Here is a 14,623-nt window from a genome sequence, read left to right as displayed (position 1 = left end):
CGCCCGGGACACACCCTGGCGCTTTGTCAGGAGAGATGCCTTGAAATCAATGATCACCCTGGCGGCACTTGCCGCCGTACTCCCGCTCGCGGCTTGCAATAAAAGTCCGTCGGACAAGCTTGCTGATCGCGTCGAGAATGCAGCGGATACCCGTGCTGACGCCATGGAAGCGAATGCCGATGATTTGCGTAATCAGGCAGCGCAGCTCGATAATCGTGCCGACAAGGCACGCAAGGTCGGCGACTCCCGCTCTGACGCCATCGAGGCAGCTGATATGAACGTTGCCGGCATGAGCCAGCAACAGCGCGACGCCATAGTCGCCAATCAGGCCGCAGCTGTCCGTTGATTTTTCTGCCCGGCCGCTAGTCGGCCGGGCATCTGTCGAAAGCCTTGCCTCATGAACGCCGGCTTTCGCCGTCTGACCGATTACCTCGGTTCCAGCTATTGGTTCGTCCCCACCGTCATGGCCATCGCCGCAATATTGCTGGCAGGTAGCATGGTGGCACTGGATACGAAGGTGGGCTCGTCCTGGATGGACGGCTATGTCTGGCTATATGCCTCGCGACCGGATGGTGCGCGGCAGGTGCTGTCGTCGGTCGGCGGGTCGATGATCACGGTGGCCGGTACGGTGTTCTCCGTCACGATCGCCGCAGTAGTGTATGCATCCGGCCAATATGGTCCCCGCCTGCTGACCAACTTCATGCGCGACCGCGGCAACCAAGTGACGCTCGGCACCTTTATCGCGACGTTCCTGTATTGCCTGCTAGTGCTCCGCACGATCCACTCGGCTGACGAGTCAGGTGGCTATGGCTTCGTGCCCAATCTGGCGCTGCTGGTCGGCGTGCTACTGGCGCTCTGCTCGATCGCGGTGCTGATCTATTTTATCCACCATGTACCATCCAAAATTCACATCAATAGTGTGATCGAGGACGTCGGCGACCGCTTGCTGCGCGGCATTGACGATCGCTTCCCCCGCTTTGTCGGCAGTTCGCCCGACGATCATGCCACGACCGCTACGAACGTTCCCGACACTTTCCGCGACGATGCCAACGCGCGCGTCGGCAAACAGTGTCGGATCGTTACGGCCAAGGATACGGGTTATATCCAGTTCCTCGACGATGAGGCCGTCCTCCGTCTGGCATCCAGGCACGATCTCGTTCTTCGCCTTCAGTACCAGCCCGGTGACTTCGTTCATGTTGGCCGCGCCTTGGTCGAAGTCTGGCCGCCGGAGCAGTGTGACGACGACTGTGCAAATGACTTACGCGATGCCTTCGCCGTGGGTTCGCGGCGTTCGGCGTTGCAGGACCTGCGCTTCCTCGTCGACGAGTTGGTCGAGATCGCGGCACGGGCACTATCGCCTGGCGTCAACGATCCCTTCACAGCGGTCACCTGCCTTGACTGGCTGAGCGCTGCGATGTCCGATCTGGCCGGCCGATCGCTGCCGTCACACCTGCGTGTCGACGACGAAGGCTCCCTTCGCGTCATCGCCCATCCCACCACCTTTGCATCGTTGATGGACCGGTCGTTTGGCGCGCTGGCGCAGTATTGTGCGGCCGACATGGTAGCGAGCCTGCGCTATCTCAACGCGCTAGGCGAGGTATCACTCGACTGTGACGAGCCCGATCGGCTGACGACGATCCGCCTTTACACCGACAGGCTGGAGGAACTCGCGGGTGAGGCACTGAAGGGCTTCAACCTGACCCGAGTCCGGACCCGCGCAACTGAGTTGCGGGCCGCGCTCGACCAACCCGACTACAAGCGTCGTCTGCGCGACGGCACCGCCTGGCTTGCCGGCACGGCCTAAGGAACAGCATGATGAATACTCCTTCCGCAAAGGCCATCCATCCGTCCGAGATCTGGACGACCGTCAACGGCATGGTCAACGGCTTCCTTGCCATGCTGCCTTTGCTTCTGGCGGGGCTGATCGTCTTCCTGATATTCTGGGGCCTTGCATCGGGTGTTCGCCGCGGCGTCGAGGCGTTCGCAGCCAAGCGTTCCGAGTTTCCCAGCGCCGGCATGGCGTTTGGCCGGCTTGCCTATATCGCTCTGATGCTGCTCGGCGCGTTGATCGCTGCGACCGTTGCGTTTCCGTCCGTCACGCCGGCGAAGCTGTTCTCGGCGCTCGGGATCGGTGGTGTCGCGATCGGCTTTGCGTTCAAGGACATCTTCCAGAACCTGCTCGCCGGTATCCTGCTTCTCATTCGTCACCCGTTCCGCGCTGGAGACGAGATCACCACCGGGGGCGGCTTCACTGGAACGGTGGAGTCAATCGAGACGCGCGCCACTTACATCCGCACCTATGACGGCCAGCGGGTGATCGTGCCCAACAGCGTCATCTATACCGAAACGGTAACCGTCATCACCGCCTACGACTTGCTGCGCAGCGAGTATGACGTTGGCATCGGCTACGGCGACGACGTCACCACCGCACGACGGATTGCCCTGGAAGCGGTCAAGGGCGTCGACGGCGTGCTCGCCGAGCCTGCCCCCGATGTGCTGCTCTGGGATCTGGCCGGATCGTCCAAGAACCTAAGGGTGCGCTGGTGGACTAAGCCCAAGCGGTCGGGCGTTGTTCAGGTTCGTGACCGGGTTCTGCAGGCGGTGTCTGAGGCGCTGGTCGGCGCCGGGATCGATCTGCCGTTCCCTACCACCCAGGTGCTGTTCCACGACCAGACCGAGGCGAGCGACGGCGATCGTCGACGCCAGCGCGAGGGCTGGCCGGCGGGTGATACCGTTCCCGAGCCGCGCCACATCAACGCGCTGACCATCGTCCGTAGCGACCCGAAGGACTAACCGGCCGTGCTGACTCCGTTCGACGCAGCGGCGATCCTGATCGTACTCGCCGCGGTGCTGGGCTACTTCAACCACCGTGTCCTGAAACTGCCCTCGTCGATCGGCTTGACGATCATGGGGGCGGTCGCTTCCTTGCTTGTCGTCGGTATTGACCAGTTGCTGCCCGGCAGTCAGGTCGGCGAGCAGGTCGTCGGCTTCATCGCCGGCATCGATTTCCACACGACATTGATGGACGGCATGCTGTCGTTCCTGCTGTTCGCGGGCGCACTGCACGTGAAGTGGGATGATATGCGACGCGGGCGCTGGCCTATCGTTGTTCTCAGCACCGTTGGCGTGTTGCTCTCCACCCTCATCATTGGCGGTGGCTTCCACCTGATCGCTGGTTGGCTCGGCCTTGCCGTGCCGCTGATCTGGTGTCTCGTCTTCGGCGCGCTCATCAGCCCGACGGACCCCGTCGCCGTCATGGGCATCCTCGGTCGAGCGGAGGTTTCGCCGACACTGAAAGCGACGGTGGCCGGTGAAAGCCTGTTCAACGACGGGGTCGGGGTGGTCGTCTTCGCTATCCTGCTCGAAGCCGCGCTGGGCACTGAACCGCTGTCGCTCGGTCACGGTGCGGCACTGTTCTTTCAGGAAGCGGGCGGAGGCGTGCTTCTGGGGGTGGCGGCAGGCTGGATCGGCTACCGGGCGATGCGATCGATTGACGAATACAATGTCGAGGTGATGATCTCACTGGCGGTGGTTATGGGGGGCTACGCGCTTGCCGCGCAGCTCCACATCAGCGGTCCGGTCGCCATGGCAGTCGCCGGGCTGCTGATTGGCAACAAGGGCGTTGCCGATGCGATGAGTGACATCACGCGCGATTACCTGCTGAAGTTCTGGGCGTTGATCGACGACATCCTCAACGCCGTCCTGTTCCTGCTCATCGGGCTTGAGGTCGTGACCATTGCATGGGATCCGCGACTGATCGCGCTCGGTGTCGCGGCGGTGCCGCTCGTACTGCTAGCCCGCGGGATAGCGGTCGTCGCTCCGCTTGCGGTCCTGCGACCGATCCTGTCGCTCGGACGGCTCGCGCCGTTAACACTGATCTGGGGTGGCCTACGTGGCGGAATTTCGGTGGCGCTGGCCCTTGGCCTGCCAGATGGCCCGGCGCGATCTATCGCGCTGGCCGCCACATACATCGTGGTGCTGTTCTCGGTGATCGTGCAAGGCGGCACTGTTGAGCGCGTTCTTGATCGCGCCAAAGCCCGCAGCCCAAATAGCTGACGCTGAAGGAGCGGCGATCAGGCTCCCACCTCCCACATCACTGGGAGGGCTGCTACGATGACATCGTAAAGTCGTACCTCTCTGGATCGCGAACTTTGCGAAATCTCGTTGCGATGCGCTAACCGACGACGATCGAAGAGGAGCTAGAGCAGATCCTCAGGATCATGCTAATGCAGGGCTATCTACCGTTTCTGCCAGGATCTCTGCTTTCGTGCCCCAATCTGCCAGCCCGACAAAGACCCTGGAAGCCGTGTCCTGGAGCGGCCTCAATCTGGAGGGTGGGCAATTTGACGATGTAGTACGACTTGCAGCACAAATTTGTGGCGCACCGGTCGCGCTCGTCAGCGTTATAGAGGCGGGGCAGCAGATCCCGAAAGCGAGCATCGGCATCACTGCCAGTACGGCACCGCTCAACGAAGTGATCTGCCAGCACACGATCAACGAGCGTGATCTCCTCGTCATTCCTGATCTCAGCGCTGACCTCCGCACCGCATGCCATCCACTGGTCACGGCTGATCCTTCGCTGCGCTTCTATGCCGGCGTCTTCTTGGTCGGTTCCGATGACAAGCCGCTTGGCACGCTGTGCATCATGGACCGTGAGCCCCGTCCAGGCGGACTTACGGATAATCAGGCAGGAGCCTTGGCAGCGCTGGGTCGCCAGGTCGTCACGCTGCTCAATCTGCAACGTGAGCGTTCGCGGTTTGAAGCCGTGTTCAACAGCGCGGTCGATTACGCGATCATTGTCATGAACCGGGATGGCAGGATCACGGACTGGAACGAGGGGGCACGTCAGATCCTTGGCTGGACTCCCGAGGAAATTTGCGGCCGGGACCTCGACGCCTTCTTCACGCCAGAAGACCGGGCGGCAGGTATCTCTGACAAGGAGATGGAAGGAGCCAGAACCGTCGGCCGCGGGATCGACGAGCGTTGGCACCTTCGCAAGAGCGGCGAGCGCTTTTGGGCCAGTGGCGAGATGATGCCGCTGCGAGGGCCGGACGGCGAACTGCAGGGTTATGTGAAGATGCTGCGCGACCGCACGGAAGTGAGGCTCGCTGATGAGCGACTGGAAATGGCGCTGGCCGCCTCCGGTGTTGTCGGCCTTTGGGACTGGGTCGTTGATACGGACCTGCTGCACGGCGACGCCCACTTCGCGCGCCTGTATGGCCTGGACAAAGCGCAGACCAAAGCTGGTCTGACCATGGAGGAATATCAGACCCATGTTGTCGAGGAGGATGTAGCGCCTTTGCGCGCCAGGATACGACAGGTGTTCGATACTGGCGCCGAGTTCCTGGTTGAGTACCGGCTTGCCATTCCCGGCGAGCGACTACGCTGGGTCGAGTGCAAAGGCCGCATGATCTACAATCAGCAGGGCCAACCTGTTCGCTTCTCTGGCACAGTGGTCGATGTCACCGATCGCAAGGATCACGATGAGCAGCGTCAGTTGCTGATGCATGAACTGTCGCACCGGGTGAAGAACACCTTTGCAATGGTGCAATCCGTCGCTTTCCAGACGTTGCGTGGGAGCGACCAAGCAGTTTCGACGGCCCTACAAAACAGGCTGGCAGCGCTGAGCCGTGCTCATGAGGTGCTGATCCAGACCAGCTGGTCCTCGACATCGCTCAGCGAGCTTATGGAACGTGTGCTGAGGCTTGAGGCGGAAGGACGCCGCTTCCTGCTTACAGGCCCTGACTTGATCGTCGGATCGCGAGCAGCGCTTTCGCTATCGTTGCTGCTGCACGAGCTGGCGACGAACGCGGTAAAGTATGGATCGCTGTCGCTACCAGACGGCCTTGTCCGGATCGAATGGTGGGTCGAAGAAGGGACGTTTTGCCTGAGATGGAAAGAGGAGGGCGGGCCACCCGCGCGTGCATCTACCGCAACAGGTTTCGGATCACGGCTGATAGGTATGGGTATCGCAGGTGCGCGGCAAGCCAGGCTCGACTACACCGATGAAGGCCTTGCGGCTGTTTTCCACTGCCCTCGCGCGTTACTGGAAGAGGACTAATACCCACAGCGTGAGCGACGCTCGGCTGCGATGGTTGCTGATTGTTTTAAAGACTGATTTTACGTCGGGCCATTTCAGCGAAGCCATACTGCGCAATCTGCTTTGGATTTTTCCTTAGAAATGCCAGCAAGATCGAGTAGGTCTTAGTTTCCAAGTTTTGTGATTAATGTCTCAATCTGCGTAAGACTCTTTCTTGCATCAGCGTTCTGCGCTGCATACTGCTTCATTTATGTTTTCAGCACTCGCCTATCGTACCATCATTCTCTGCATCGCGCAGGTCTCTAACGCTTTCCGCTCCGCCGCTCCAGAAGCTTGGGCTTTCGGAAGGAACGTATGTCGAGAATTAGCCAAATTTGGCCTCCAGAAGACGGTAAGCCTCCAACTACTGTGTCAAAGCAATTTTATTTGACCAAAATCCTCGATGTTCGTCTAAACATCTGATATTGCTTATTAATTAAAACTCGGGAGCTTTGGTTCATTCGCTTCGTTGAGTTAGATAATGAAACTAGATTTATCTTCGTCCGACCTCTGGCGATCGTTCCACAAAGATTGGTGGGGAATAACAAAGCGCGCATGGGCTTCCTCCAGCGACGACAATCTTGGAATGATCGCTGCTGGCGCGGCTTTCTACATAATAGCTTCCATCGCACCAATTCTGGCCGCAATTGTGCTCAGTTATGGCCTGTTCGCCGATGCTCAGACGGTGCAAGGCAATATTCGCGAGCTATTCTCTACTGTGCCAAAGGATGTCGCGGTATTAATAGGCCAACAACTCGACACAGTAGTTTCAGGATCGCAAGGTAAAAAAGGATTTGGACTCGGGTTGGCGTTGCTCATCGCCCTGTACGGGGGTAGCAAAGCTGCCACATCGATGATGACCGCCCTGAATGTCGCCTATGAGGTAAAAGATAAACGGAATTTTATCGTTTGGACGCTCACCTCGTTTGCGGTCGTGCTGGGCGGAATTGTGCTAGTTTTTGTTGCGATTGGATCAGGTGCCCTAGCTGCATTTGCCGGTACTCTAGTACCGTGGTTTCCGGGTGTTGTACTATTACTCATTAGACTCATTACCTATATGCTACTGGCTATAATTGTTATAACCGGGGCGTCGCTATTGTTTCGTTTTGGACCGTACCGCCCGCGTGCGAGGTTGCGTTGGGCGACGCCCGGAACGGTTGCTGCGACTATTGTATGGCTGCTCGCTAGTTCGGCATTCAGTATCTATGTGTCGAACTTTGGTGATTATGGGGCAACCTACGGATCTCTGAGCGCAATTATCGTGGCGTTGACGTGGTTATGGCTGAGCGTATATTCATTTCTCTTAGGAGCCGCGCTGGACGTACAGGCATATCGCGCGAAAGACGCTCGCGTTGAAACTTAAATCAGACAATTGCGTCACTGACTTCACAGCTTTACTATACGTATCGAGCTTCTATTTGGTGGTATATTCATCTATAAAATATGAATAAACTTGGGAATAATTAGATCTTACCGCTAAGACCTTCTAGTCTATTGAAGACATCATTTGGTTAGCGTGAATACAGTATGGGAGAGTAATAAGCTTGGTTTAAAGCGGGGTTCGGTTATCTGGCGACGGGGCGGCATCAGCCGAGCGCAGGCAGGAAGAGGTAAGGCATGCAATTGAGCGGTTTGATCGCCCGACTGGGGCGGCATCTCGATCTCACCGACGCCGAACGCGAGGCGATTCTACACGCCGAACGCGGCGAGCGGCGCTTGCGTGCGGGCGATGTCCTGGTCGTGGAGGGCGGCGAAAGCCACGCGCTGTATGTCGTGCGACAGGGGTGGTTGCACTCGTCGACCAAGCTGGTCACCGGTGGGCGGCAAATCCTGCGCTTCCACTACGCAGGCGACCTGATCGGGACGTCGAGCATGGCGTGGTCGCAGGCAGCGGCGACACTGACCGCGATCTCGGACTGCATCGTGATCGATTTGCCGAAGACTGAACTCGGGCTGCTGTTCCGCGCACAACCGCGGATCGCCGGGCTCCTCTATGCAATCGCAGCGGCCGAGAACGTCGCGATGAGCGACCGGCTGACGACGATCGGGCGGATGGGGGCGAGCGAACGGCTTTCCACGCTGCTACTCGACATCATGGCGCGGTTGCGTGTGACGGCGGGGGGATCGTCGATTCCTTCGACCTGCCGCTGACGCAGACCGATATCGGCGATGCGCTCGGGCTGACCAAGGTACATGTGAACCGGACGATCCGCGCGTTGGAAAGGGCGGGCGTGATCGAGCGGACCGGGCGGCGGGTGCGGATCGTCGATGAAGCGGCGCTGGTCGCGGCGACCGGGTTTATGGATCGTTACGGCGAGATCGAGACCGCGTGGTTGCCGCCTGCGGTTTGAAAGGGTCGGCTTGTGTTCCTTCGCGGTTGCGGCGCGATTACGGGATTTGGGAGTCCGATTGTCGTAGATATCCGCGCAAAATGGAACAGTTCTGTTAGCGTTTAATGTCATGTCGCAGGGCGTCCCGGCGTCGATGAAAACGGGGAACGACTATTTCAACAGTCGTACAGTTTTGCCAACGCTGAAACCGGAAAGCCACGCGAAACGCTCCGACATTTTGTCATGAATTTCAAAGGGGCATTGGTCTGGAACCCCTTCGCGTTGACCGCTTTTCAAGCCCGCTTCATACGCTTCGCGTAACAATGGTTCGTCTGGTTCCATTGGCTAGTAACGCCCGAAGGCAGGGATCGGATTGAGCGAGATCAATACAATTTTGGATTTAAGCGGCAAAGCGTTCAACGAATTTTGCAATTTCTACCATCTCGCGAGCCGCCTGTCCGCTCTCCTTCCGCCTCCCGAATATATCTAGCGCGTTTTACTAAAGCGTAAGGCCCGCCTTCCTTTCCCTTCTCAAAACTCGATCGAATTTTGAGAATGGCCTGACCTATGGAGTAACCGCCCACTCTTGATGCAAAAATCATCCGAGGGGGGTCGATTTAATCCTCGCGTCAGCAACGTGTAATGTCATCCGGGGCTAGGCTGGCAAATGGTGATGCCTTTCCTTCTGATTCTTGCGGCACAGGCTGCCGCTTCCGGCGCGATATCGAGCCCCGATCTGTTGGGTCGTGACACCGAAGCGACGGCTCTGGCGAGCGCCACTGCGCTTCATAGGAAGATGGATGCAAACGGTGATGGAGACGTCACCCCAACAGAGATGGCCCGGTTCATCACGAAGTCTATGAACGGTTTGGCAATACCGGGAACCGATACCGCCCATCCGCTACCGCCGTTGTCAGCAGCACTTTTCCAAGCAGGCGACACCGACAAGGATGGTCGGATATCTCTCGCTGAAGAGATCGCCGCGGCAAAGCGTGCTTTTGCGCTTCAGGATACGAACCACGATGGTGTGGTGACGCCGGAAGAACGAATGGCATTTATGCAAAAGACCATAAGCGATGGGAGGACGCCAGAAGGCGTATCGCTACGTCCTTCATCACGTGCGAAGGACGCCGGACAGGCGGGCGAGATATGGAATCCTCCCGCTCAGGCTACGTGGTCGGGATCAGCGACTCCTATCAAAATAGCGTTGAAGGCCGGCGCAGCGCCGATGAGCGGCATGGCGACGTTTACAGTGGATCTTACTGCAACAAGTGATGGTCTCGCTATCTCCCCATTTGTTCAGGTGACACGCGGGATCGTCTTTCTGGTGAGATCGTCGACCGGCCAGTTCGTCGAGCCTGCAGAAAGAATGATAGGATCACCGCCGCCACCGCCGCTTGCGCCCGGCGAGCTGACTTCTATCGGCGGAGAGGCCCCTTTTAGCGTCGCCATCCACGAAATGACCCGAACGATCTTCCCGGGGCCGGGTATCTACCAAGTCCAGGCGATGGTCTCTCTGTTCGATCCTAGCGCAACGCCGGCTCGCTATGCCAAGGCTATTTCGTCGCCCGTGACGATTAAGATCACAAGGTAAGCTTATGCCTCCTAACTTATAAATGAAAAAAATTAACCCATATAAATCTCTGATAGAGAATCACAAGTGTTGGATCGAGCGGGACCAACCTATCGCAGAGATAGCATTTATGCGCCAACCATCAATGTTAGCACCATATTTGCTGTTGGCGGTACTTTTAGTTTGCGTAGTCCTAGCGATTATTATGTATATCACGGTGTGTGGTTCGTCGGCTGATTCGGTCAACGTGCTATAAACCTTTCAGCCTGAAATCCCATAAAACTTCCCCAAGATACTAAATCGAACAATTCAACCAACCGCGAATGCGATGAATACAATAAAGAAAAATGGATAAGTATAGGGTGCAGCGCCATCTCTTTTTAATACTGCCACTAAAGGAGAATGGAGTAATTACGGTAGCAAGACAGCAGAATAGTGGAATATGAATAGAAATGTATTGTTATCCTCAGGCTTATGCGGTCTCGAATGATAATAAATTATATTGTACAGACCAGAGCTATAAGGAATCTTTGACCTTAGCCAGATCATTGCCACAAAAAGTATGATACTGATACCACCAAAAATGAATCTGCAGCCAGTTGTTGTCTTACTTAACATGCGGCACCAAAATCGGTACGGTTGCAGACATGATACAAACTCAGTAATTTGTATATTATGGATATGACGGTTTATTAAAATCGATCATCATCGTATTGCTGTTCGGCTTACCCATCTTGAGCCGCCGACGATTACAGCACCAAGAGCCCAAATAAGCGCTAGCTGAAAAATGCTTGTTCCGATAGATAACGGCGAGACAGAATTACTACTGACCTCTAGTTGATGCTCGGCAAGTTTGACGCAGGCGCTACCGGAATCAACTGCGTGCAAATGGCACGATCCAAGGTTGTGAAAGTATATTCTCAAATGCTCGCGTGATAGCCATGACCACCGCACCAAACTTATAATTACTAACCAAAGCACGGAAAATACGGTGCCGACGCGAAGCCAGAACCGTAACGGCATGCGGAGAAAGGCATCAACCATGCGGATACTTCCCATAGGTTGTGCCCAGCAGAGCACGTTGTTGAGCACCCTGAAAGTGACAAATTCGACATTCCCGGTAGGCGCTCGGATGCAAAAATCACGCATTTCGCCCCCTCTGCAACCTCAACGTGATCGCCACGACTTGCCTCTATTGCCGGACGGCTCCTGCCTATGAAGCCATATAACCCATACTACCCGTCTTCACCCGCTTTCCCGCAATGCCATCCCAAGCGGGATAATAGACGCTATTGAAAGCGGATGACGGTCAGCCCACCCCTCTTGGCGTCGTTAGGCGCGGTCGGAAATCTCATGGTCGAGGCGCGTGATCCGTAGTGGATTATCGCGAGCGCAGCCGTCGCCTTGCACGGGGCTGATCCAGGCCACGTAGCTGACGTGGACGTACTGTTGAGCATTGCCGATGCGCAACGCATTCTGCCAACGATCGGCATCCAGCTTCGGCAAGGATCGGCACATGCTGCATTTCGGTCGAAGATCTTCGGCACTTGGACCGGAACGACGCCGTTGCCGGTGGAGTTCATGGCAGACTTCCACCGCCGGTCAGGGGAGACGTGGCTGCCGGTACTGCCAGCGACGCGGCAACGCGTTGAGGTTGCTGGCTTGGTTGTCTTCGTCCCCGAGAAGGCGGACCTACAAGCCATGCTCGCCGCTTTTGGGCGGCCTAAGGACTTACAGCGCGCAGAAAGCCTCGCGGCTGTGGCGTAGAGGCTTTCCCGTTTCTCGATCGTTGATCGAGAAACTGAGCGGGCTGGCAGTGCTGTTCGGCGACTGACGATTACATGCACCACAACGCGCCGTTCTTGAGTGTCGGTTTCGAGCAGCCGGACGCTGGTAGCGGCAGCCGCTGCCCGGGTCGCCACAACGAAAGGCGCTGCAGTATTTCCGGCATTTCTGAATCGATCACCGGCAGCGCGTTGCCGTCGTTATAGCCTGTCGCGCTGCGATAGCGCAGCACGGTACGGTACGGCGCAGTCGGGTCGCTCGATCGTGCGACCGTGACCCAGTAGCCGAAAGGCGCGTCGGTGGTCGGCTCGACTGTGACGAAGGCGCCGCGCAGCAGCCCCGCTTGGACGAAGCGTACCTCCTGATTGTTGTTGGTGCCGGTGGTATGCGTAAACAGACTAACGAAACGGTCGGTATCTCGGTGATAGGCAAAAGCCTGGGTGCCGACAAGTTGACCACCGTTACCCGCGTGAATGCTGGCCAGAACGACAATCAGCAGCGGCTCCCGATCGCCCGCCTGTCGATACGCGACGCGCGCCATACGCAGGTAATGCGGTTGGTCGAAGTCACTCATCTGCCTATTGGGGTCAAGGCGAACGTCTAGGGCGGGATCGCAGGTCAAAGAATTCGCATGCCGGAGGCACGGCATAACCACGCCGGGTTCGGGATCTCCGGTGCCGGATATACCGGGATGCCCGCTTTGCGTCACCGTCAAGCGCCACGGCGTCTGCGTGGCAAAAGGACCGGAAAGCGCGACAGTGGCTATTGATCGGTCGGCGCCATCCGCACCGCTCGCGGTGGCCAAACCAAACAGGAAAGCGGCCGTGACACACGTTTTGATCATGGCTCGACTCCTGTTGTTACCTGTCGCCACTTCGTTGGTAAACTATGACGGGATCATCTCCAGCATAGCCTCCCTCGTCGAGCGAGCATTCATATCAGGAGGCGCAACAACGGTATCACGCACTTTTTGCCCGGCACAACCAAATAGGTTCGTTCGGCGCCCTCCCCGGCTATCCCTGTCTATACGCTCATCATGCAGTCTGATTCACGCCCCGATGCTCACGTACGGGGAACCGCACAACTTAGCTCTGCCGCTGCCGGCATGATCGCGTACGTCGTGATTGCTGATAAAAGGAATATACAGTGCAAAGGATCGCCCGATGATTCGAGATAAAACATCGTTCGTCATAATTTGCCTTGCAGCCGGCACCCAGGTTGCAGCTCTTCCGGGCGGTGCCCAAACCCAATCGGCTTCCGTTCAGGTTCCCATCCGCGAGGTCGATTTGTCTGACGGGACGCGACGCTACGCGATAACGATCAAAGTCGACGGGCATCCGATCGACGCCGGTCTCGATACCGGCTCGGTTGGGCTGCGCGTACTCCCAGGCGTTATAGATTCTGCCACCACGAAGGAAGTTGGACCGGTACAAAGATACGGCTATGGCGTCGGCACCACCCTTGAGGGCCCCGTGGTCCGCACAGAAGTTTCGGTCGGTGACCTTCACAAAAGCGCCCGCTGGCAAGATATTCGTGCAATCGGATGTAGTGCTGCCCGTCCCGATTGCCCTGCTTTGCACGTCGATCGCCGCCAGTTCGGTATTCAGGGCAATGGCCTCGCCGGCGAGGGGTTTCGCGCCATACTCGGTGTGGGTTTGGCAAGCGCCGACTTGCCAAACCCATTTCAAGAGATTGGCGCCCACCGGTGGATCGTCGAACTACCCAGGCCAGGCGAGACGCCTATCGGGAAACTAATCCTCAATCCGAGCGAGCAACAGATCATCGGTTTTACGCCACTTCTTTTGGCGGACGCGCATCGAACGCGATCGAATGACGCAGTGCGTGCGTGTTTACAGCACAACGACGGAAAACCCGTCTGCGCGCCGACGTTGATCGATAGCGGCGCCCCGGGAATTGAACTCGTCAACCACCGTGCCGATAACGGCTGGACCGAAGGCACGACAGCTCGGCTTACTTTTGGTGGCAGCACCGATACGGAGGCAATGGGAGTCCGTTTCACCGTGGGCCGCAGGATGCAGGCATCGAGGTTCAATGCCGTCGCCGATCCGCGAGTGGAAGGCATGCGGATTCGATCGGGTCTCCTGGCGTATTTTGCCTATGACGTTCTTTATGATGCCGATCGCGGTACGATCGCGATCAGGGCGCGGCCGGCATATCAGGATGGAGTTATCGCTGTCGGTGGGAGCCATGCAGATTGATCCAGAAGTCGATATTCGCGGGGTGATTTCTGCTGCCCAACTTCGGCCCTTCGTTCATGTCGAGGCGGGGCTCATGCTGTGCCCATCCCCCTCTGCGCGACGGCACACCAAATTTCTCGAAAAGGAACGCTGATCGAGACGTCGCAGGCGTTCTCGGAATCGATCCAGACCGTGCGAAAACTCGCTGGGTGATTCCACAAGGTTGCTGACGGGCGTATGCTGTAATCATGGCATATATCGAGGGTCATGCGCGCGACCAGGCGCTGCTGCTGCCGGCATCGGTAGAGGATTATGTGGCAGCGGATAGTCCGGTTCGGTTCATCGACGCGTTCGTTCATGACCTCGATCTGGGCGAGGCCGGTTTTCATCGGTCGCGGCCGAAGGCGACGGGGCGCCCAGGCTATGACCCGGGCGACATGCTCAAGCTGTACCTGTACGGCTATCTCAACCGGGTGCGGTCGAGCCGACGGCTGGAAGCCGAGGCGGCACGCAACCTCGAGCTGATCTGGCTGCTGCGTGGGCTTCGGCCAGACTACAAGACCATCGCTGACTTTCGCCGCGACAACCGGAGCGCCTAATGCACGACGCCGCCATCGGAACGCGTTGCAACTGATGCCACCTCCCGCAAGCGCTTTCG

12 protein-coding genes and 1 pseudogene are annotated in these 14,623 nt (G+C 57.8%); 12 read left to right on the top strand and 1 reads right to left on the bottom strand.

The features are described 5' to 3' along the window. Positions 1 to 49 precede the first annotated feature (49 nt). The 10 genes from QP164_RS07080 to QP164_RS07035 all read left to right on the top strand — a co-directional run bounded on the left by QP164_RS07080 (position 50) and on the right by QP164_RS07035 (position 11,749). Complete coding sequence (locus tag QP164_RS07080; protein WP_333924201.1) at positions 50 to 346, top strand: hypothetical protein; 297 nt, start codon at positions 50 to 52, stop codon at positions 344 to 346. A gap of 51 nt (positions 347 to 397) precedes the next feature. Further along, positions 398 to 1,804, top strand: coding sequence for a DUF2254 domain-containing protein (locus QP164_RS07075; protein ID WP_333922684.1), 1,407 nt, complete (start codon positions 398 to 400; stop codon positions 1,802 to 1,804). Positions 1,805 to 1,815: 11 nt separating this feature from the next. Further along, positions 1,816 to 2,793, top strand: coding sequence for a mechanosensitive ion channel family protein (locus QP164_RS07070; protein WP_333922683.1), 978 nt, complete (start codon positions 1,816 to 1,818; stop codon positions 2,791 to 2,793). Between the two features lie 6 nt (positions 2,794 to 2,799). Then, positions 2,800 to 4,056, top strand: coding sequence for a cation:proton antiporter (locus QP164_RS07065; RefSeq protein ID WP_333922682.1), 1,257 nt, complete (start codon positions 2,800 to 2,802; stop codon positions 4,054 to 4,056). Between the two features lie 211 nt (positions 4,057 to 4,267). Continuing rightward, on the top strand, positions 4,268 to 6,061 hold the full coding sequence (locus QP164_RS07060; protein WP_333922681.1) for a PAS domain S-box protein: 1,794 nt from the start codon (positions 4,268 to 4,270) through the stop codon (positions 6,059 to 6,061). 499 nt (positions 6,062 to 6,560) lie between these two features. Further along, a complete protein-coding gene (locus QP164_RS07055) occupies positions 6,561 to 7,442 on the top strand; it encodes a YihY/virulence factor BrkB family protein (protein ID WP_333922680.1) in 882 nt (293 codons plus the stop codon). Between the two features lie 260 nt (positions 7,443 to 7,702). Next, a complete protein-coding gene (locus QP164_RS07050; protein WP_333922679.1) occupies positions 7,703 to 8,230 on the top strand; it encodes a Crp/Fnr family transcriptional regulator in 528 nt (175 codons plus the stop codon). Continuing rightward, the gene (locus QP164_RS07045; RefSeq protein ID WP_333924200.1) at positions 8,203 to 8,430 is read left to right on the top strand and encodes a helix-turn-helix domain-containing protein; all 228 of its coding nucleotides are present in this window, start codon (positions 8,203 to 8,205) and stop codon (positions 8,428 to 8,430) included. The genes QP164_RS07050 and QP164_RS07045 overlap by 28 nt, the downstream gene beginning before the upstream one ends. Positions 8,431 to 9,076: 646 nt before the next feature. Beyond that, positions 9,077 to 10,003 carry an EF-hand domain-containing protein gene (locus tag QP164_RS07040; protein ID WP_132897180.1) on the top strand — a complete coding sequence of 309 codons (927 nt, stop codon included), beginning with the start codon at positions 9,077 to 9,079 and terminating at the stop codon, positions 10,001 to 10,003. A 1,428-nt stretch (positions 10,004 to 11,431) separates the two neighbouring features. After that, positions 11,432 to 11,749, top strand: a complete 318-nt coding sequence (locus tag QP164_RS07035) for a hypothetical protein (RefSeq protein WP_132897179.1) — start codon at positions 11,432 to 11,434, stop codon at positions 11,747 to 11,749. Positions 11,750 to 11,819: 70 nt separating this feature from the next. Here the strand turns inward: QP164_RS07035 and QP164_RS07030 are convergent, their stop codons facing one another. After that, a complete protein-coding gene (locus QP164_RS07030; RefSeq protein ID WP_333922678.1) occupies positions 11,820 to 12,611 on the bottom strand; it encodes a hypothetical protein in 792 nt (263 codons plus the stop codon). Positions 12,612 to 12,930: 319 nt separating this feature from the next. Between QP164_RS07030 and QP164_RS07025 the strand changes: the two genes are divergently transcribed. Continuing rightward, entirely contained in the window at positions 12,931 to 13,986 is a 1,056-nt protein-coding gene (locus QP164_RS07025; RefSeq protein ID WP_147453133.1) for a hypothetical protein, read from the top strand. Between the two features lie 224 nt (positions 13,987 to 14,210). Beyond that, positions 14,211 to 14,561, top strand: a pseudogene (locus QP164_RS07020) (transposase); the annotation flags it as partial. Positions 14,562 to 14,623 lie beyond the last annotated feature (62 nt).

Origin of the sequence: Sphingomonas sp. LR59 (assembly GCF_036855945.1) — a bacterium.
Taxonomy (GTDB): Bacteria; Pseudomonadota; Alphaproteobacteria; order Sphingomonadales; family Sphingomonadaceae; genus Sphingomonas.
Note: the sequence above shows the minus strand (reverse complement) of the source record. Positions and strands in the feature narration are given on the sequence as shown.